This is a genomic window from Jeotgalicoccus sp. S0W5, from assembly GCF_011634875.1.
In the GTDB taxonomy this organism is placed as follows: Bacteria; Bacillota; Bacilli; order Staphylococcales; family Salinicoccaceae; genus Jeotgalicoccus; species Jeotgalicoccus marinus.
Genome location: NZ_SIRQ01000001.1, coordinates 24,781 through 44,158, shown reverse-complemented (window position 1 = coordinate 44,158; position 19,378 = coordinate 24,781). Strand labels below are relative to the sequence as shown.

The 19,378-nt window shown below is 37.0% G+C and carries 18 protein-coding genes; 7 read left to right on the top strand and 11 right to left on the bottom strand.

The features are described from left to right. Positions 1 to 156: 156 nt before the first annotated feature. From trhO to EYB29_RS00225, 6 genes are all read left to right on the top strand, one after another. Positions 157 to 1,140: an oxygen-dependent tRNA uridine(34) hydroxylase TrhO gene (gene trhO / locus EYB29_RS00250; RefSeq protein WP_166626221.1), complete on the top strand. Its 984-nt coding sequence runs from the start codon at positions 157 to 159 to the stop codon at positions 1,138 to 1,140. Positions 1,141 to 1,304: 164 nt separating this feature from the next. Further along, complete coding sequence (locus tag EYB29_RS00245) at positions 1,305 to 2,306, top strand: MsnO8 family LLM class oxidoreductase (RefSeq protein ID WP_166626220.1); 1,002 nt, start codon at positions 1,305 to 1,307, stop codon at positions 2,304 to 2,306. Beyond that, positions 2,303 to 3,613 carry an LLM class flavin-dependent oxidoreductase gene (locus tag EYB29_RS00240; protein WP_166626219.1) on the top strand — a complete coding sequence of 437 codons (1,311 nt, stop codon included), beginning with the start codon at positions 2,303 to 2,305 and terminating at the stop codon, positions 3,611 to 3,613. Before EYB29_RS00245 ends, EYB29_RS00240 begins: the two co-directional genes overlap by 4 nt. A gap of 117 nt (positions 3,614 to 3,730) precedes the next feature. Then, a complete protein-coding gene (locus EYB29_RS00235) occupies positions 3,731 to 3,919 on the top strand; it encodes a hypothetical protein (RefSeq protein ID WP_026866954.1) in 189 nt (62 codons plus the stop codon). 21 nt (positions 3,920 to 3,940) lie between these two features. Beyond that, positions 3,941 to 4,606 carry a response regulator transcription factor gene (locus tag EYB29_RS00230; RefSeq protein ID WP_166626218.1) on the top strand — a complete coding sequence of 222 codons (666 nt, stop codon included), beginning with the start codon at positions 3,941 to 3,943 and terminating at the stop codon, positions 4,604 to 4,606. Next, a complete protein-coding gene (locus EYB29_RS00225; RefSeq protein ID WP_166626217.1) occupies positions 4,596 to 5,594 on the top strand; it encodes a sensor histidine kinase in 999 nt (332 codons plus the stop codon). The genes EYB29_RS00230 and EYB29_RS00225 overlap by 11 nt, the downstream gene beginning before the upstream one ends. A gap of 516 nt (positions 5,595 to 6,110) precedes the next feature. Here the strand turns inward: EYB29_RS00225 and EYB29_RS00220 are convergent. The 6 genes from EYB29_RS00220 to EYB29_RS00195 all read right to left on the bottom strand — a co-directional run bounded on the left by EYB29_RS00220 (position 6,111) and on the right by EYB29_RS00195 (position 12,378). After that, a complete protein-coding gene (locus tag EYB29_RS00220; protein ID WP_026866957.1) occupies positions 6,111 to 7,031 on the bottom strand; it encodes a LysM peptidoglycan-binding domain-containing protein in 921 nt (306 codons plus the stop codon). Positions 7,032 to 7,306: 275 nt separating this feature from the next. Further along, entirely contained in the window at positions 7,307 to 8,704 is a 1,398-nt protein-coding gene (locus tag EYB29_RS00215; RefSeq protein WP_166626216.1) for a GntP family permease, read from the bottom strand. Positions 8,705 to 8,781: 77 nt separating this feature from the next. After that, a complete protein-coding gene (gene pdxA / locus EYB29_RS00210; RefSeq protein WP_166626215.1) occupies positions 8,782 to 9,780 on the bottom strand; it encodes a 4-hydroxythreonine-4-phosphate dehydrogenase PdxA in 999 nt (332 codons plus the stop codon). 12 nt (positions 9,781 to 9,792) lie between these two features. After that, positions 9,793 to 11,076, bottom strand: coding sequence for a four-carbon acid sugar kinase family protein (locus EYB29_RS00205; protein ID WP_166626214.1), 1,284 nt, complete (start codon positions 11,074 to 11,076; stop codon positions 9,793 to 9,795). Positions 11,077 to 11,088: 12 nt separating this feature from the next. Next, a complete protein-coding gene (locus EYB29_RS00200) occupies positions 11,089 to 11,838 on the bottom strand; it encodes a DeoR/GlpR family DNA-binding transcription regulator (RefSeq protein WP_166626213.1) in 750 nt (249 codons plus the stop codon). 129 nt (positions 11,839 to 11,967) lie between these two features. Further along, positions 11,968 to 12,378 (bottom strand): hypothetical protein, encoded by a 411-nt coding sequence (locus EYB29_RS00195; protein WP_026866962.1) that lies wholly within the window; start codon positions 12,376 to 12,378, stop codon positions 11,968 to 11,970. A gap of 123 nt (positions 12,379 to 12,501) precedes the next feature. On the opposite strand from EYB29_RS00195, the gene ybaK reads away from it, so the two are divergent. Continuing rightward, a complete protein-coding gene (gene ybaK / locus EYB29_RS00190; RefSeq protein WP_371807487.1) occupies positions 12,502 to 12,957 on the top strand; it encodes a Cys-tRNA(Pro) deacylase in 456 nt (151 codons plus the stop codon). Between the two features lie 244 nt (positions 12,958 to 13,201). Here ybaK and EYB29_RS00185 read toward each other — a convergent pair whose 3' ends face one another. The 5 genes from EYB29_RS00185 to EYB29_RS00165 all read right to left on the bottom strand — a co-directional run bounded on the left by EYB29_RS00185 (position 13,202) and on the right by EYB29_RS00165 (position 19,150). Then, positions 13,202 to 15,325 carry an ATP-dependent Clp protease ATP-binding subunit gene (locus EYB29_RS00185; protein WP_166626211.1) on the bottom strand — a complete coding sequence of 708 codons (2,124 nt, stop codon included), beginning with the start codon at positions 15,323 to 15,325 and terminating at the stop codon, positions 13,202 to 13,204. Between the two features lie 446 nt (positions 15,326 to 15,771). Next, positions 15,772 to 16,194, bottom strand: coding sequence for a hypothetical protein (locus EYB29_RS00180; protein ID WP_026866968.1), 423 nt, complete (start codon positions 16,192 to 16,194; stop codon positions 15,772 to 15,774). Positions 16,195 to 16,211: 17 nt separating this feature from the next. Then, the gene (locus EYB29_RS00175) at positions 16,212 to 17,159 is read right to left on the bottom strand and encodes a VOC family protein (protein ID WP_166626210.1); all 948 of its coding nucleotides are present in this window, start codon (positions 17,157 to 17,159) and stop codon (positions 16,212 to 16,214) included. Between the two features lie 10 nt (positions 17,160 to 17,169). After that, a complete protein-coding gene (locus EYB29_RS00170; protein WP_166626209.1) occupies positions 17,170 to 18,105 on the bottom strand; it encodes a DMT family transporter in 936 nt (311 codons plus the stop codon). Positions 18,106 to 18,187: 82 nt separating this feature from the next. Further along, positions 18,188 to 19,150: a tRNA dihydrouridine synthase gene (locus EYB29_RS00165; RefSeq protein ID WP_026866971.1), complete on the bottom strand. Its 963-nt coding sequence runs from the start codon at positions 19,148 to 19,150 to the stop codon at positions 18,188 to 18,190. Positions 19,151 to 19,378 lie beyond the last annotated feature (228 nt).

Sequence of the window (19,378 nt, the reverse complement as noted above, 5' to 3'; positions counted from 1 at the left end):
TTAACATCAATTTTACCATACATTTATTCAAGACTTTAAAGTTTCACTTTCCTGTAGTAAATTTTTCACAAAAATTGCCTAAAATCTGGTACAATATTGTCTGTAAAACTATCAGGTGTATCCTGCAAATATATTATTGATAGGTGGAAAATGAAAATGGAATATCGTGTTTTACTGTACTACCACTATGTTGATGTGGAAGATCCGGAAACGTTTGCTGCTGAGCACTTACGTTTTTGTAAAGATTTAGGCTTAAAAGGCCGTATTTTAGTTGCGCATGAAGGAATTAACGGGACTGTTTCAGGTGATATTGAACAGACTGAACGTTACATGGAATACATGAAAGCTCATCCACTGTTTAAAGATATCGTCTTTAAAATTGATGAAGCAGATGGCCATGCCTTTAAGAAAATGTTTGTACGTCCGAGACCTGAACTTGTTAATTTAAGTTTAGACAAGGACATCGATCCTCGTGAACAAACGGGTGAATATTTAAGCCCTGCTGAATTTTATGAGGAGATGCAAAAAGAAGATACTGTCGTATTAGATGTAAGAAATATATATGAATATGATGTCGGCCACTTCCGTGGTGCGATCAAGCCAGATGTAGAAACGTTTAGAGATACTCCGGAATGGGTTCGAAATAATAGACATCTATTTGAAGGTAAGAAAATTTTAACCTACTGCACAGGTGGAATTCGCTGTGAGAAATTCTCTGGTTGGTTAAAGGAAGAAGGTTTTGACAATGTTGCACAACTTCATGGTGGTGTAGCAACTTATTCTAAGGATCCAGTAGCTAAAGGTCAGCTATGGGATGGTCAAATGTATGTCTTCGATGAAAGACTTACTGTCCCAATTAACCAAGTTGAACATGTTGTTGTTGGTAAAGATCACTACGACGGGACACCATGTGAACGCTATATCAATTGTGCGAATCCAGAATGTAATGCACAAATTTTAGCCTCAGAGGAAAACCAAGCATATCACTTAGGTGGTTGCTCTATGGAATGTGCTGAGCACCCTCGTAACCGTTATATTGTTGAACATAATCTGTCATCAGAGTTTGTACAATCACGAATAGAAGAATTAAAACAAACAGACTTTAGTAAAACAGAACCGATGCTAAGCCATAAGGGCTAAGTATTTCGCCCGGAAATCTATTTAAGATTTCCGGGCTTTTTTATGCATAATACCAGGTTCATTACTAGGAATTAATTGTTGAATAATTCTAAATTCATGTTATGATTACTGTTAATTCATAGTTTGCCACTAGGATAATTTACATGTTATCGGAGGGAAAAAATATGCAATTTAGTATCTTGAACCAAAGTCCACTTTTAGAAAATCATAATATACAGGAGTCACTTGCTCATACAACCGAACTTGCGAAAAAAGCAGATGACTTAGGTTATCGTCGTTATTTCGTTTCAGAACACCATAATATGGATCATATTATTGGAACGTCTCCTGAAATCCTTGTTACCCACCTACTGAGTCAGACAAAGCGCATTAAGGTCGGTGCAGGTGGAGTCATGTTATCTCATCACAACCCGTTTCATGTTGCAGAACAATTTCAACTCATTAGTCATCTCGCACCAGAGCGTGTTGATCTTGGTGTTGGTAAAGCTCCAGGAGGCACTCCATTAGCTACACAGGCCCTACAAGAAGAATTAAAAGATGATATTGGAACTTTCAACGATCGTTTCTTAAAGTTGAAGTCTTATATCGACGGGACTCATGACAATGCTCATAGTCTACAAATTTCCTTAGACACAAAATCAAGTCGCCCGAGCATCTTCCTCCTTGGTGGTAGTCCTGATTCTGCTCAGTTTGCTGCTAAAAACAAGGCGAACTTTATCTTTGCACATTTTATTAAAAATGACCCAGATCTTTTAAAAGAAGTGGTTAATGTATATAGAAAGCATTATCCAGAAGGTGAAATTATCGTCGCCCTGTCAGTCTTAGCCGTAGATAACGAAGAAGATAAAGCACTGTTAAGAAAAGAAAACGAACTTTATACCATTACTTTTCAAAGCGGGAAAACTCTAACTGTTATCAATCAAAAGCAAGTTAATGACTTTATTAAAAATACTGATGAAAAAGTAGAAGTTAATAAAAAAGAAGCAGATATGATTATTGGGAACAAAGAAGAAATACTAGCAGCTTTAAATAAATTGAGCCAGGATATAGAAATTAATGAGTTCATGTTCCATCTCCCAACTAGTCGTAGTGAAATTAGAGACTATACTATAGAAACGCTTGCTCCAAACCAGTTAAGACAAACAGAAAAGGCAGGGATAATATGAGTAAGAAAGTAAAATTTGGCGTAATGTTAAATGGTCCAGGTGGACATATGAATGCTTGGCGCAGTGAAGATGTTCCAGCAGATGCAAGCATCAACTTCGATTATTTAAAAACTGTAACCCAAAAGGCTGAAAATGCTGCATTTTCTTTTATATTTGTAGCAGATGGTTTATATATAAATGAAAAATCCATTCCTCATTTCTTAAGCCGTTTTGAACCCCTAACATTACTAGCAGCTTTGGCTCCAATTACTTCAAAAATCGGCCTAGTCGGTACAGTCTCAACTTCATATAGTGAACCTTATACTATCGCCAGACAACTGATGTCGATTGACCATGTATCAGGTGGGCGTGCTGGGTGGAATGTTGTCACTTCCCCTCTAGAAGGCAGTGCCAACAATTTCAGTAATGACAAGCATCCCGAGCACAGTTTACGCTATGATATAGCAGACGAACATCTAAGATCAGTTCAAGGGCTCTGGGATTCATATGAAGATGATGCCTTTACGAGAGACAAAGAAAGTGGACAGTATTTCGATAATAACAAGATGCATGAGTTAAATTTTGAAGGGGATTTCTTCAATATTGCAGGTCCTTTAAATATCGAACGTTCCCCTCAGGGGCAACCCATTATATTCCAAGCTGGCGCGTCACCAAAAGGTTCCGCCTTTGCTGCCCGCCACGCAGATGCGGTATTTACAAATGCAAGTACACTAGAACATGCCAAAGAGACTTATAAACAACTGAAACAAAAAGCTGTCGATAGTGGTAGAAATACGGAAGAAATTAAAATTTTCCCCACCCTACAACCTATAGTCGGTAAGGACCATGAAGAGGTTCGTTCACGTTATGAATACATTAAAAACCTAGTAACAATTGAAGAAGCCCTCGCCTATTTAGGACGCTACTTCGACCACCACGACTTCAGTCAATACGATGTTGATGCTCCGTTCCCAGAGCTTGGTGATGTCGGCAAAAACAGCTTTAGATCCACGACAGATGAAATTAAAAAGCGCGCTAAAGAAAATAATTTAACACTTCGACAAGTTGCAATGGAAGAAACGACGAGAGAAAGTGCCTTTATGGGTACCTATGAAGAGATTGCCGATCAAATTATTGAGTGGATCGATCACGGTGCAGCAGACGGTTTCGTTTTAATCCCTCATGTCTTTGGTGAAATATTTGAAGACTTTATTAATAAGGTGATTCCAATCCTTGTAAAACGCGGCTACTATGATAATGAATACAGTGGTCAAACACTCCGCGATGAGCTTGGTTTAAAATTTAAAGAGAATAGATATCAGCAGTAATAATTCAAGCTATGTAATCCTTGATTAGGATTACATAGCTTTTTTCTCCTTATTCATAAATTTTTCAGAACTGATTTATATACTCACAGTATAGAAATTTTGAAAGGAGAAAATATGATGGAAATTTTACTAATGATCATTGTTTACCTCATGATTATTTCATTTTTTATAACTGTGGGGTTATTAGTCCTAGAAATATTAATGAAGGGACCTAAAGAGAGAAAGTTTACTTATGTAAATGTATTTGGAGTGGTGACTTTCATTAGTTTAATCGCCTTCCTCATTCTAGTAAACTTATATCTATAGCAACAGAAATGAGGTTTACAAATGAAAGATTTCAATATTTTAATCGTAGAAGATGATATCAGTTCTGCTGAAAATTTAAAGAAGATATTAGTCAAACAAGGGGCTAGGGTATCATTAAATCATACTGGTGAACATGTCTTAGAACAACTCACAGATGTCCACCTTATTTTATTAGATATCATGTTGCCATATGACGACGGTTTATCGATTGCTGATTATATTCATCAGCATGTCGATATTCCAATTATTTTTCTAACAGCAAGGAACGATATGGATAGTAAGATTACAGGCTTACGTGCAGGTGATGACTACATTACTAAACCCTTTCATCCGACCGAGTTAATTTCTAGAATTAACAACATTTTAGGTCGCTTTTACGATAAAACACAGACAACACTATTCAACTTGACTATAGATCCATACAAATTTGAAGTATTTGACAAGGAAGATAACGAAATTCAGTTTACCAAAATTGAAAAACGGCTGTTCTTTTACTTATTTTCTAACATCGGTTCAACACTAACAAAAGAACAGATTCTACAATATGTTTGGCCAGATGGTGATACCTACGATAATTCCTTGAATGTTTATATTAAAAAGATTAGACAAAAAATCAATGATCACGACAACATGATTATTTCTACAATTCATGGAATAGGTTATAGGATGAATGCTCATGAAAAATAAGAATTTAAGCTACAAATTTTATGTCATCATGTCTTTGTCTATAGCTGCCATTCCAGTGGTTTTTATCGTGTTGTCTTATGCGATGTTCTTCACTCACCTTGGCATTACCTCATTATTTAATATCGATAATCATTTTTCCGGTAGTGTACTGACCACTTATTTTTATATAGTCTTTTTTGGTATTCTATTTGGATTAATGTTTATTGCTGCTAAATACTTTAAGAAAATTATCCATCGTATCAATACAATGGAACAGACGGTCAGAAAAATTGCAGAAGACGAGGCATTTCCTGAAAAGTTAACAGTAATTGAAGAAAGTGAAGATGAGTTGAATAAGCTTGCATCCTCAATCAATACCATGATCGACAGACTAAGAGCAAAAGAAATGGAACTATCACAGATGGAAGATTTGAAACGTGAATATTTAAAACAGTTATCTCATGATATTAACACACCATTAAATGCTCTAAATCTTGAATTATATTTGTATAGTCAAAATCATAATGTATCAAAAGAAGAGGTAGATGTACTCTATCAAAAAGTTGATTACATTAGTAAACTGGTGAATTCTATATCAAGTGAAGCATTATTTGATATCGATAACTACTATATTTTTAAAGAAGATATTTCAGTCCATAAGTCTTTAAAACAAACCATTAACAAGTGGTCATATTTACTAAACAAAAATAATATAGAATATACAATTGACGTGCAAAAAAATCTGATATGGCAAGCCAATGAACTGTGGCTGGACCGATTATTTGAAAACATCATCTCTAATATTTTCAAACATTCAGCTACGAATCAGATTGTAATAACTGTTGGTGATACTTTAATAATTAAAGACTACGGCGTTGGTTTTGAAATTGATAGAGATCATGAAACAACAGGTCTTTCAGTAATCAAAAATATTTGTCAGAAGCTTAATATTCAATTGGATATTGAGTCAACAAATGCGGGCACAGCTTATCGATTATCACAGGAATAAATGTAGACGTTAACTACAGGGTAAATGGTAATCGTTTTGTGTTCTAGTTACAGGTATACCATTACATCAGATTCGTTTTGTTTTCGAAGCGGAGCTACGCCATTACTTCAGCTTCGTTTTTATTTCGAAGCGGAGCACCACCATCACGTCAGCTTCGTTTTGTTTTCGAAGCGGAGCTATACCATTACATCAGCTTCGTTTTGTTTTCGAAGCGGAGCACCACCATCACGTCAGCTTCGTTTTGTTTTCGAAGCGGAGCTATACCATTACATCAGCTTCGTTTTGTTTTCGAAGCGGAGCTACACCATTACGTCAGCTTCGTTTTGTTTTCGAAGCGGAGCTACACCATTACATCAGCTTCGTTTTGTTTTCGAAGCGAAGCTACACCATTACATCAGCTTCGTTTTGTTTTCGAAGCTCATCTAACAACATTTCGTCTCACCCAATCCTACTTAAACTAACAAAAAAGACTTGGATCTTAAAGGATCCAAGTCTTTTCTCTTCATATTAATATTATTAGAATCTGTAGTAACCGTCAACGTGACCATGTACGTATGATACTGCACGCTCGCCAACGCCTTCTGAAGGGTTAAGTGCATCTACCATTTGGCCATTACCAATGTAAACACCTACGTGTGAGTAGTTGTTAAAGAATACTAGGTCACCTGGTTGTGGGTTAGATACTTGTGTACCTGCTGCTTGCTGACCATAAGTTGTTCTAGGAATATCTTTACCATTGAATGCTTTCATGAACTGCTGAGTGAATGCTGAGCAGTCTACTGCTGTTGCAGAGTTTCCACCCCATACGTAGCTCTTACCTGCTGCTACTGAGTGCGCAACTGATGCTGCGTTTCCACCTGATACTTCTGGTGCAGGTGCTGGAGCTGGTTCTGAAACTTCTTCAGATTCTTCTACTTCTTCAGATTCTTCAACTTCTTCTACATCTTGAACTTCAGGAGTTTCTTCAACTTCCTCAACTTCTACTTCTTCAACAGCAGGTGCTGATGTTTCTTCTACAGCTGGAGCTTCTTCAGCTGCTTCTGAACCACCTGCAACGTTGATTGTTTTCCCAACGAAGATTAGGTCTGATGTAAGGTTGTTCCACTCTTGTAGGTCAGAAACTGATACGTCAAATTGGTTAGCGATTGCGAATAAAGTATCGCCTGCTTCAATTGTATATGTAGTCGCGTCTGAGCTTACTTCTTCAGCCGGTGCTGCTGGAGCTTCTCCATCGATCTTAAGAACGTCACCAGGGAAGATGATGTCTGAAGTTAAGTTGTTTAATGATTTAACTTCCTCAACTGTTTTACCAGCTTCACTAGATAAACTCCAAAGTGTATCTCCTGAATCTACCGTTACTTCTGATGCAGATATGTTAGCTGCAGCCACTGCTGATAATGCTGTAAGTGATGCTGCAGAAATAATAGTTTTTTTCATTGATAAAGCCTCCGTAATTTGGATGTTTTTTAAATTCGCGTCACGTGCGATTCCCATGAGACCTACTATAGCACATGATATTGCTAATTTGTCCTTTGTAACCAACTTGTAATTAAAGTGAAAAATCGCAGAACATTCACATTCTCAAAAATACTATTTCTCATTCTAAAATAATATAAAAAAATAGCTAGAAGCCTTATGTATCAAGGCTCTAGCTATTACGTGTGTGTTTTTGCTTCTGAAGCATGTAAGATAACGTAATTTGACTGTAATAATTAGTAGAAAAGTAAATCGATGATTACCAGTGTAATACCAGCTGTTAACCAACCTAGTGTTGTTGGTACTGACCATACCATAATTTGCTCTTTAATCTTAGTAATTCCGAGCATTCTATTAACAACCCAGAACAAACTGTCGTTGAAGTATGAGAAGACCATAGCACCAAAGGCAGCGGCCTGTGCAGCTAAAACAGGATCTAATCCCATATTAGAGACGATAGGTGCAGCGATAGATGCTGCAGTAATCATTGCAACGGTACCGCTGCCTTGAACAAGCCTTACAAATGTTGCGATAAGGAAAGGAATGAGAATTGCAGGGACACTCCATGTTGCAACTTGTTCAGCAATAACTTGACCTGTGCCTCCAACACGTAATACTTCACCTAAGGCACCACCAGCACCTGTAACCAGTAGAATAATACCAGCGGATTTTACACCTTCTTCAAGTTCATTTAGAGTCTCGTCTTTAGTTAAATTTTTCGTTAAGAACACAAGCGCATAAATTAAACCTAGCCCAACCGCGATGATTGGATTACCTAAGAAAGTAATATAACTCATTACTGTGTCAGATAAGCTGATTACACCACCATCTTGCAAAGCATTCATTCCTGTATTACCAAAAATTAATACCAAAGGAATTAAAATAGGTAAAAACGATTTAAAGAATGATGGTAAGTTTTCCTCTCTGACTGTCGCCGCTTGTTCAAACTCTTTAAATGCTTCTTTGGCAGTCGGTCTATAATAACCGTCTCCATCTTCTTCTGGTAATTGATAAATTTTCTTGCCTAACCATTTCGCATATAGGATACCGACAATAATAACTGGAAAAGAAACAACCAGTCCAATAATCACCATCATTCCGATGTCCGCTCCGAAAATTCCAGCTACGCCTAAAGGACCTGGTGTGGGTGGTACTGCATGGTGCGTGGCAGCAAGTCCAATTGCTAAAGCAACACCAAGCGTCACAACAGATTTACCTGTTTGACGTGATAATGCTTTAACTAGAGGTTGTAAAATTACAAAAGCAGAGTCTACGAATATTGGAATTGCTACAATATAACCACTGATTGCGATCGCCCACTCCTCTTTTTTACGTCCTATAAACTTAATCATTGTATAAGCTAACTTCTCAGCTGCACCTGATATTTCCATGATTTTCCCCATCATGATACCTAGTCCAATAATAATACCAATCGAAGCGAGCGTTGAACCAAAGCCTGCTGAGATTGTTTCAATTGTATCTGTCGGAGACATGCCTCCGACAACACCTGTGAAAATTCCAGCAATTAACAGTGACACAAAGACGTGAATACGGGTTTTAAGCACTAAAAATATTAACAGTGCGATTCCGATAACTAAGCCGACTATCATCTGAGTTGTAGAAACATCCGTCATTTAAATTTCCTCCATCTAAAACATAAAACGTTTTCACTTTTATGTATTTATAAATGGGCGGTTATCCCGCCCATTACTTAGCTTTTAAACGTAAGCGCATATTCTCCAGCAAGTTTAATACATTCTTCCATACTTTCACTTGAAGCGATATTTTGACCAGCAATATCAAATGCTGTTCCATGGTCTACTGAACTTCTTAAGAAAGGCAAGCCATTTGTAATAGAAATTGTTTTATGGAAATCCGTCATCTTAGCAGCAATGTGTCCTTGGTCGTGGTAAAGGGAAATTACAGCATCATAACGCCCATTTAAAGCCTGGAAAAAGACGGAGTCAGCTGGTACTGGACCTACAACATCAAAACCGTCTTTTTGAGCCAGTTTAATTCCCGGTGTGATTTCATCGATTTCTTCATTACCAAATAATCCACCCTCACCACTGTGTGGGTTAAGACCAGCAACTGCTAATTTTGGTTCTTCAACACCAAGTTTAATTAGTGCATCATAAGAACGTTTAACATAGTCTTGTACACGTTCTTTAGTCATTTGATCAATGGCTTGTTTGATTGATAAATGTCTTGTTAGGAAGAATATACGTAGGCTTCTAACTTGGAACATTGTTAATGGATCATGTGAGTTTGTTAATTCTTCAAGCATTTCTGTGTGCCCGATATATGGTACTTCAGCTGCTTTAAGAGATTCTTTATTTATTGGTGTAGTCGCAAGTGCATCGACCTTTTTATCCATCGCTAATTTAATTGCATATTCAATATATTCAAATGCAGCTTTACCGCACTGAGCTTGTACTTGACCATATTCAAATGTAGACATATCTACATTATCTAGGTCGATTAAGTTAATCACATTATTTGAAAAATCAGCTTGTGAAACTTCATCAATCACATTTACTGAGATATCTGTATTCGTAATTTCAATCGCTTTTTCAATTACTTTCTTATCTCCAATTACTACGGAATTTGCCGCTTCTAATACCTCTTTGTTAGTAAATGATTTAACTGTAATTTCAGGTCCGATTCCTGCTGGATCTCCCATTGGTACTGCAATAATTGCTTTAGACATACGTAATTCCTCCTATTTTGATTTTAAATATTGGATGGCTTCATATAATGTTTCTCTGTTTCCAATCATGCCACCCTTAGTAATCAGTGGCAGACCTTCATATTCACCGCCAAGTAAATGACCGTAAGCAATCAGTGGTCCTACTTCATCGATAAGTTTAATACCACTCGCTAAAGTAATACTTGCTAATGATGCGGTCACATCGCCACCGCTGACGTAACACCCTTTAATTTCATGGCTGGATTCATCAATAAGACGTTTTGTAATTGTGGCGAGTCCATCAGTGATGCGTTTAGCTACTCTATCTGGTGTGACACCATTGACAGCAGCTATTTTTTTAATATCAATAATCACTAAATTCTCTTCGTTGGTTGTAATCACTGTCACTTCATTATCTTCCATACGTTTCTTAGCTTTTTTAACACATTTCTGAACCTCGTCGTGCCAATTGTGATCAAAGGTTGCAAGTTTTGTTATATCCGGTATTACCGGTTTAATCTTAAGTCTATCGATTAAGTAAACTAGTTGTTTTTCTGATACTTTAGTCGCTGATCCTACGGTCACAATTATCTTTCTATCATCACCGATTTGATTGGCCCTATACTTCGCATAGAGCGAAGTAAAGGGTCCTGGATCAATCGGAACAAGCTTATGACCCTTATATTGGCTGAGTGCCTCAGCAATAAATTCAATATCATTATTCGTGACCGCATCTAACACAACAATCTTGTTTCCTTTTTCTATAACGCTTTTAAAAGATTCTAAGAAAGTTTCACAGTCTTCAGACATATCATTTATGGTCATTACACCCACTTGATGCTCTGTTTGTGCACTAATGATCTCAGGTACATATGATGAAGTAATCGGTGTAATTGGATCATTGGCCGCATCTGTTCTATGTAAAGGCAGACTATCAACAATTAAGTACCCACCAACTGTAATCCGTCCTGAATCAGGAAATGACGGTACAACAACTCCGATGGTTTCTTCACCGACCGTTTCTAAGATCATATCAATTTCCTTACCGACATTTCCTCTTAAAGTAGAGTCCACTCGTTTTGCTAAAATATCCGCACCCCAGTGCTTCAATTTAGTTAAGGATCCACCGACTCTATGATCTAAAACTCTTTCACTCGCATATCTACTATCAGTGTCAATGACAATGACATCAGTATTTTCATCATTCAATAAGTCATTGTAATGAAAATACGTTGCAGGATGAAAGCCGTTTTCGCTCAATCGGACACCCGTCGCATTCGCGCCAGTTAAATCATCCGCAATAATTCCTACCTTCACTGCCTTACCTCCTTAAATGACTGTCGTTGCGGACTGCAGGCTTTCTCTGATTTCTTCATCTAGAGAATCGTCAGTAATAATACCTGTAAAGTCATTTAAATCGCATATTTTAGCGAATGCTGTGTGATTGAATTTACTGGAATCGACAACAAGATAAGATGTCTGCCCACATTCCACCATCAATCGTTTAACTTTCGCTTTTTCAATTGTTGGTGCATATATGCCTTCATAAACATCAATTGCTTGTGTACCTACAAAAGATACACTCACCTTTATTGAGTTCAGCATATCTACTGTCTGGGCACCATACATGGACCCAACATTCGTTTGAACTTGACCGCCTAAAATAATGACTTCGTGTTGACTATCAATTAATTCCGCGGCCGCTTTTATATCATTTGTTACAATTCTAACTTTGAAATCTACGCTTTTAAGTCGTTTACAAATTTCTAGTGTCGTAGTACCAGCATCGAGTAAGATTGTTTCATCTGGATGAATGAATTCTAATGCCTTCTTTGCAATCAACCTTTTCTCTTCGATATTAACCAACTGTTTTTTTACAAATGGGACTTCGTTCAAGAAAGAGTCCTTAAGCAAGATCGCATTAGAAGTACGGATGACTTGTTCATTTTCTTCAAGTTCCTTTAAATCTCGACGTACTGTCATTTCAGACACTGACAATTCCTCAGCTAGCATTTCAATCGTTACTTCACTAAACTCCGCTACCCGACTTAAAATATATTGCTGTCTTTTAGATTTCATCACCATCACCTTTAAATTAATTATATTGTTCAAATCTAACAAAGTAAATAATAAAGTGTGAATAATTAACAAAATATATTTCCTATTGTTATTTTTCAACAAAAATAAGACACTCCTCTATGAAGTGTCCTATTTCTTCAATGTCACTTTGTGTGCTTTTAGCCAAACTTCAATCTCTTTCATTCTATCTGTGTCACCCGCTTTTTTTGCTGCTTGATATTCTGCCAACTTATCCGTTACCTCATTTTGCACACCTTTTGAAACTTGTCTATTCCTGTCCTTCTCTATATCTTCTTCATATATGCGCTCGACTTTGAAGGTTAAAAACAGAGCAACAAGTCCAAAAATTACAGCAAGACCAATCGGTGAGACATTGGCAATATTGTTTAAGGTAGTTGTCTCTATAACATTTTTCGATAAAAATCCAGCAACTTCTGGGGTCACAAAACCAATAGCCATACCAATAATTACCTTGATCGGATCAAAATGATATTTCTTTTTTATAGGCGTTCTTTCATCTTCTTGGGATTTTAAAAACATAGGCATCTCCTCGTCGAATCTTCAAATCTATTATACTAGAAAAGATATGATATGCTAAGCGCTAAGATAACAATACGGAGGTATGACATCTTGAAGAAAAAGAAAGTTCAAAAGACGAATGCTATGAGACAGTTAGATAAAGAGAAAATCCCTTATTTAATTCACGAATATGCTTGGTCAGAGGACCATAAAGATACTGATCGTTCAGTCGACACACTTGAAGTGTCAGAACAAATAATATTTAAGACGCTTGTAGCAGTTGGTAATATCACAGGGCCAATTGTTGCTTTTATTCCAGCCAAAAAAGAATTGGATTTAAAGGCACTGGCAAGGGAAAGTGGTAATAAGAAAGTAGACATGTTGCATATGAAGGACTTGGAGAAAACGACCGGTTATATTAGAGGCGGTTGCTCACCTATTGGTATGAAGAAAAACTTTCCTACCTTTATTGCTATTGAAGCTAAGTCACTTGATAAGATGGTTGTATCTGCTGGTAAAAGAGGAATGCAGGTCGAAGTGACACCTGATGATTTACTGAGCATTACTAATGGATCACTCGTAGATATAACTGATAAATGATTTGGTTACTAAATAAAAATCGAACAACAAAAAAAGGGGCTGGGACAAAAACTCTGAATATATAGGGAAATAATAAATTATAATAGAAAAGCCGAACGTTAGACTTCTAGGGGAATAGCATCTGCGTGAGACTACAGGCTCACGCGATGCCTTAAGAATTGCTAACGTCCGGCTTATTATATGAAGGGAATTGTTTTGTCCCAACCCTTTTTCAATATTTAAAATTTCAGTTTTCTGCGCTTCCTTATGCTTTAGATACGACAATCTCACCATTTTTAATGTGCGCTCTGACTTGTTCTAAACCATCCGATTCTAATATTAAATCAGTAAGTTGGTCTTCAATTCTATCTTGAATCACCCTTCTCAATGGTCTAGCACCAAAGCGTTTATCGTAACCGAGGCTCACTAATTTTTTCTTAGCGTCTTCAGTTACAGTGATGTTAATATCATTTTCCTTAAGTGTCTCTGATAGCTCATTAAGCATTAAATCAGTAATTTCCATCAGATTTTCTTCGGACAATTCATTGAAGTTAATAATTGCATCAAATCTGTTTAAGAATTCAGGTTTGAAGTAATCACTTAAGTTCTCAAGTGTCGTTACTGACTCATGTTGATTCGCATTAAATCCAACACTAGCGTTGTTATCTCCTGTACCAGCGTTACTTGTCATGATGATTACTGTTTCTTTAAAGCTAACAGTACGACCATGAGAATCAGTAAGCTGACCATCCTCCATAATTTGAAGGAACATATTTTGTACATCAGGGTGTGCCTTTTCAATTTCATCTAAAAGAATAATTGTATAAGGATTGTGACGTACTTTTTCTGTTAGTTGTCCTGCTTCTTCGTGACCAACGTAACCTGGAGGTGAACCGATAATTTTAGAGACAGCATGTTTTTCCATGTACTCAGACATATCTAATCTAATCATAGAGTCTCTTGTACCGAAAATTTCCTCAGCTAATGCTTTGGTTAATTCCGTTTTACCAACACCAGTTGGGCCAACGAATAGGAAGGAACCTATTGGACGATATTTAGATTTTAGTCCAGCACGGCTTCTTCTGACCGCTTTCGCTACCTTATCTACCGCTTGTTCTTGCCCAATTACTTTAGAACTAAGATTTTCACTCAGATGTCTCATCTGATTTTGTTCTTCTGCTTGTATTTTTGTTACAGGAATACCTGTTTTCTCTTCTACAATTAATTGAATATCTGTGACATCAACATCTAAAGTCTTTTGTTCATCCTCTGCTGCATCTAGTTGTTTTTGTAGTTGTAATTCTTGATATTTTAAGTGTGCTGCAGTTTCATAGTCTTCTTGTTCAGCAGCTTCATCTTTTTCTTTAGCAATTTTGTCTAATTTTAGTTTAATAGACTCCGTATCATTTTCAGCATTAGACAGGTTGAGTCGTGCACCGACTTCATCCATTAAGTCAATTGCCTTATCTGGTAAGAAACGATCTTGAATATATCTATTAGATAAGTTAACAAATGCTTCAATTGCATCATCAGAGTAATTGACCTCATGGAATTTTTCATAGCGATCTTTAATACCTTTAAGGATTAATACAGATTCTTCTAAACTTGGTTCTTTAACAATGATTGGCTGTAAACGACGCTCAAGCGCTGCATCTTTTTCAATTTGACGATATTCTTTTAGCGTTGTTGCACCGATGATCTGTAGTTCACCTCGTGCAAGTGCTGGTTTTAGAATGTTACCAGCATCCATTTGTGAACTTTCAGCAGAACCTGCTCCAACAATTTGGTGAATTTCATCTATAAATAAGATGACCTCTTTTCGTTCTTTCAATTCAGAGATTAACTGCTTCATACGTTCTTCAAACTGTCCACGCATAGAAGTGTTCGCGACTAGTGATGCGACATCTAAAACATAAATTTCTTTGTCCATCAACTTCGTAGGAACGTTGCCCTCAACAATTTTAAGTGCTAAGCCTTCAGCAATGGCAGTTTTACCAACACCAGGTTCACCGATGAGTACAGGGTTGTTTTTATTTCTTCTATTAAGTGTTTCAATGACACGTTTAACTTCTTTGTCACGACCAATTACAGGATCAATTTTCCCAGCTCTCGCCTCGTCGGAAATATTATTACCTAATTGATCTAAAAGTCCGTCTCTATTGCTTTCTTCTCTTGTTCTAGTGCTCGTTGCACTGTTTCCTTGTCCGTTAAAGTATTTATTGTTATTCATTGCATTATTTTGACCTTTAAAGAAATCGTTAGAGTTCATCATTTGTCCTTGAATTTCTTGGAAACAGCTGTCACATAAATGAACCTGCATTTTTTGGTTATTAAAATTCATTGCAAGGTTAACATTTGCTTCGTTAATACCACAATTTTGACATTTCATGTGTGTTTCCTCCTTTTAAAAGTGTTTCAATCATAGTTCGTATTGACTTTGACTATATTTGACTATGATTATAGTATAAAGCCTGACATCAGTGACTTCAAATTATGTGCTTACCAAATTAATAATCCTACCGAGAAGTTTGACTATCTTTGACTTATAACTTTATTATACATTGACCTTGTTTGACTTTCAAGTTTTTTATACTTTTTCTTTACAAAATCTAACTTTGATTGAAGTGAAGAACCATGTAGCCTTCATGTTAGAAGTTCATCCTTATTATGACTTATGATGTCTTAAACTGCGCATCAAATTATAATGATAAATGGAATCAAGCTTTAACTGATTAATTAGTAGAAATCTTACAACTTCCAAGAAAGAAAAAATTCGTAAATTTACTGTAAGATAAAATCCGTACATGTAGTCACGATCACATGTACGGATTTCTTTTATCGTAATTCTATTGTTAATATAAGCGATTTACCACTGACCTCACTAGTCATTTTTACTTGTTCTTCATCTGAAGTGTCTATGACCGCTTCACCGGATAGATGGTTTTCATCTCTATAAAAAAACTTCACTTTGTCTATACTAAAGAAATCGTGCTCTAGCATAGCGACCATACTATTAAGATGATCAAATTCTGAGTAATTCTCATATTCTAGTAGCTCTTTATTTCTTTCCTTAGTAAATTCTTCTAATGAGGCTCTATTAATATGCATTTTTAATAATGATTCTGAAATTTCTAAGTCATCAAAATGTTTACGATCAATCGACAGTCTTTTTTCTCCCAGACCGACAATGTCATCAATATACGTAATTGTATGAATGGTTACATCTTCTAATTTTGAATTATCTAATAGTTGAGTCATTTGAAATTCCTCACATTTTATTCAATAAATGATAGTTTGATTAAATCTTCTTCTATTTGTATTCTTTTCTCTTCTAGGAATGGCGGTAAGTCTAAGTGATTTCCTAGTGATTTATTCGCTTCATCCTCTGTCATTCCGGGGCCATCTAAAGTTGCAATTTCAAACATTATGCCGTTTGATTCTCTGAAATACATACTCTTAAAAAAGTGTCTGTCAATGACACCAGTTGAGCGAAAGCCCCTCTTCGTTACCCTCTCATGCCAAAACTCGAGCTCATCATCATTTCGAACATTAATCGCTAGATGATGTACACTGCCACGCCCTTGTTTTTCTCTTGGTCCATCTTTGTAAACAGTTAAAATTTCACCTTCATGACTACCATTTTTCGGTCTATAAAGACGTTGGTTGTCACCACCTGCTACCTTTTCATAATCGAACAGTTCAATCAGTGTTTTTTCAAGCTTATCCAATCGTTTTGCCGTCAACTCAACTGTCCCCATACTAATAATTTGGTGTTCTAGAGGGACTGCTGAGTCTTCCCAAGGAAGATAGTTCCCGTCGACTTGGTCTGCCACTTGAAGGACTAAATGTAAGCCATCTGAATCTGCAAACGGTAAGCCTCTTCTACCTGCGAACTGTTTGATACTACCGTATTCTACCCCATATTCGTCAAAGCGTTGTTGCCAATAACTTAAAGCCGCTTCGTCTTTAACCAATAAGCCAATTTTAGTTATCGCATTGGTGCCTTTATGTGTCTGTCCGATATTAGGCATTTCAAAAAAGGTAAGTTCAGTACCTGGTGTCCCCTTCTTATCGCCAAAAAATATATGATACATAGACGGATCATCTTGATTGACTGTTACTTTTAAACGTCTTAAACCGAGCACTTCATTGTAAAATCGATTATTCTCTTCTGCATCTTTTGTCATCATTGAAATATGGTGATGTCCGAGTACTGAATTCATATAAATCCTCCTAGAATAAGTTAATTAAAACTACACCGACCAGCATAACGATTAAACCAAGCACTTGGATTGGAGCTGTTGGTGTTTTAACTGAACGGAACAATCCAAATTGTTGCACGAGTATACTGCCTGTAATTTGTCCAAATAGAACGAGTACAACGGTTGGGCCGGTACCGATGATACCGACTAGTAAAATATTAATCGATACGTAGCAGGCACCAAATGCACCACCTAACCAAACCCAAAGAGGTGCTTTCTCGGTAAATGGTCGACTCACGGGCTTCAGGTTTTTATCGATAAAAATTACTAGCAGAAACAGAATAATTGTTCCTACTAAAAATGATAGGAATGCACCTGTTAGTGGTGAGTTTACTGCGACACCAAGCTGGCCGTTGACTGCCGCTTGAACAGCGAGCATAGCTCCGCCAAATAAGCCAACCGCACGCCATGGATTCTTATTAATATTACTATCGGTATCTTTCGTTAATTTACGATTTATTAAGGCATCTCTCAGGACGACAGCAAATACTACGCCGATAAGTATAAGAATGACGCCAACAAATCGGTTTAAACCGAATGGTAACATCGTAGACTCAAACCAACCAAAATGGTCAATCAACATGCTTGTAATAATCATTCCAATAATCGGCATCACTGCAGTTTCTATACTGCCGATCTTAGGGAAGATGATGATATTTCCTGTTAATGCAATCACACCACAAAGTCCACCAAGCCATATCCACCAAGGATGATTTGTTATAATCTCAAAGGTAGGAAATAATGGTAGGCCCTGTGAGATTACCACCAGAGCCAAGAGTATGGTCCCGACTAAAAATGACAACATAGAAGCTATGTAAGGAGAGAAAACGTAATTTCTCAGTTGTGAATTGACAGCGGACTGAAAGGACATTCCACTACCTATTACAATGCCTAGTATTCCTATCATGTTCTCATCCCCTGTATTTTCCTTTATGGTATCACGATTTCAAAAAGAAATCCCTTTTGGAAACCAAAAGGGACAAATCGTCTTACTTATTATTTTGAAATTCATCTAGTAGAACACGTACCTCATCTGTAGTTTCTGTACTCATCAGTTGATTTCTAAGTTCCCCTGCACCACGTATACCTTTAACGTAGATTTTAAAGAAACGACGGAGCGGCTTAAATAGTCTCGGCTCATCTTTTGAATACTTATCAAAAAGATCTAAGTGTAATCTTAAAAGATCGAGCAGTTCTTCAGGGCTATGTTCCTTTGGTTCAACTTCAAAAGCGAATGGGTTCGTGAATATTCCGCGACCAATCATCACACCATCCACGCCATACTTACGAACGAGTTCAAGACCTGTCTTTCTATCCGGTATATCGCCGTTAATTGTAAGTAGCGTATTCGGCGCAACTTCATCACGAAGTGCTTTAATTTCACCAATTAATTCCCAATGTGCATCGACTTTACTCATTTCACGTCTCGTTCTTAAATGAATCGATAAGTTTGCGATATCTTGTTCTAGAACATGCCTTAACCAGTCTCTCCATTCATCAATATCTGTATAGCCTAATCGTGTTTTTACACTGACTGGAAGTCCACCAGCTTTAGCTTCTTGAATGATTTCTGCTGCGACTTCTGGTCTTAAAATCAATCCAGAACCACGACCTTTTGTTGCGACATTCGGTACTGGACACCCCATATTGATATCGACACCTTTAAAGCCCATTTCTGCCATGCCGATACTCATTTCTCTAAAATGTTCAGGCTTATCGCCCCAAATATGTGCAACAATCGGTTGCTCATCTTCCGTAAACGTCAATCTGCCTCTTACGCTGTGTATGCCTTCAGGATGGCAAAAACTTTCCGTATTCGTAAACTCTGTAAAATAAACATCAGGTGCACTCGCTTTTGCAACAACATGTCTAAAGACAACATCAGTGACGTCTTCCATTGGTGCAAGCACAAAAAATGGACGCGGTAGCGTCTGCCAAAAATTTTCTTTCATATATGTCTAACCTTCTTATCTTTAAAATATCTCGTATAATCCATGATGAATATTACCACATAATACCTAATTAGACAAAGCAATGAAAACACCTGCAAATCGATGTCTGCAGATGTGAGTTCCGAGTCTACACTCCACCCAGTGATAAGAACACTGTAAATAGTAGAAGTGCTACGAGCACTATGGTTAAGAATAATAAATACCACTTATTCATACTTAGTCTCCTTT

Bases quoted from the DNA above. Each gene is read 5' to 3' on its own strand.
- trhO (WP_166626221.1), top strand. From the start codon at position 157: ATGGAATATCGTGTTTTACTGTACTACCACTATGTTGATGTGGAAGAT.
- EYB29_RS00245 (WP_166626220.1), top strand. From the start codon at position 1,305: ATGCAATTTAGTATCTTGAACCAAAGTCCACTTTTAGAAAATCATAAT.
- EYB29_RS00240 (WP_166626219.1), top strand. From the start codon at position 2,303: ATGAGTAAGAAAGTAAAATTTGGCGTAATGTTAAATGGTCCAGGTGGA.
- EYB29_RS00235 (WP_026866954.1), top strand. From the start codon at position 3,731: ATGGAAATTTTACTAATGATCATTGTTTACCTCATGATTATTTCATTT.
- EYB29_RS00230 (WP_166626218.1), top strand. From the start codon at position 3,941: ATGAAAGATTTCAATATTTTAATCGTAGAAGATGATATCAGTTCTGCT.
- EYB29_RS00225 (WP_166626217.1), top strand. From the start codon at position 4,596: ATGAAAAATAAGAATTTAAGCTACAAATTTTATGTCATCATGTCTTTG.
- EYB29_RS00220 (WP_026866957.1), bottom strand. From the start codon at position 7,031: ATGAAAAAAACTATTATTTCTGCAGCATCACTTACAGCATTATCAGCA.
- EYB29_RS00215 (WP_166626216.1), bottom strand. From the start codon at position 8,704: ATGACGGATGTTTCTACAACTCAGATGATAGTCGGCTTAGTTATCGGA.
- pdxA (WP_166626215.1), bottom strand. From the start codon at position 9,780: ATGTCTAAAGCAATTATTGCAGTACCAATGGGAGATCCAGCAGGAATC.
- EYB29_RS00200 (WP_166626213.1), bottom strand. From the start codon at position 11,838: ATGAAATCTAAAAGACAGCAATATATTTTAAGTCGGGTAGCGGAGTTT.
- EYB29_RS00195 (WP_026866962.1), bottom strand. From the start codon at position 12,378: ATGTTTTTAAAATCCCAAGAAGATGAAAGAACGCCTATAAAAAAGAAA.
- ybaK (WP_371807487.1), top strand. From the start codon at position 12,502: ATGAGACAGTTAGATAAAGAGAAAATCCCTTATTTAATTCACGAATAT.
- EYB29_RS00185 (WP_166626211.1), bottom strand. From the start codon at position 15,325: ATGAAATGTCAAAATTGTGGTATTAACGAAGCAAATGTTAACCTTGCA.
- EYB29_RS00180 (WP_026866968.1), bottom strand. From the start codon at position 16,194: ATGACTCAACTATTAGATAATTCAAAATTAGAAGATGTAACCATTCAT.
- EYB29_RS00175 (WP_166626210.1), bottom strand. From the start codon at position 17,159: ATGAATTCAGTACTCGGACATCACCATATTTCAATGATGACAAAAGAT.
- EYB29_RS00170 (WP_166626209.1), bottom strand. From the start codon at position 18,105: ATGATAGGAATACTAGGCATTGTAATAGGTAGTGGAATGTCCTTTCAG.
- EYB29_RS00165 (WP_026866971.1), bottom strand. From the start codon at position 19,150: ATGAAAGAAAATTTTTGGCAGACGCTACCGCGTCCATTTTTTGTGCTT.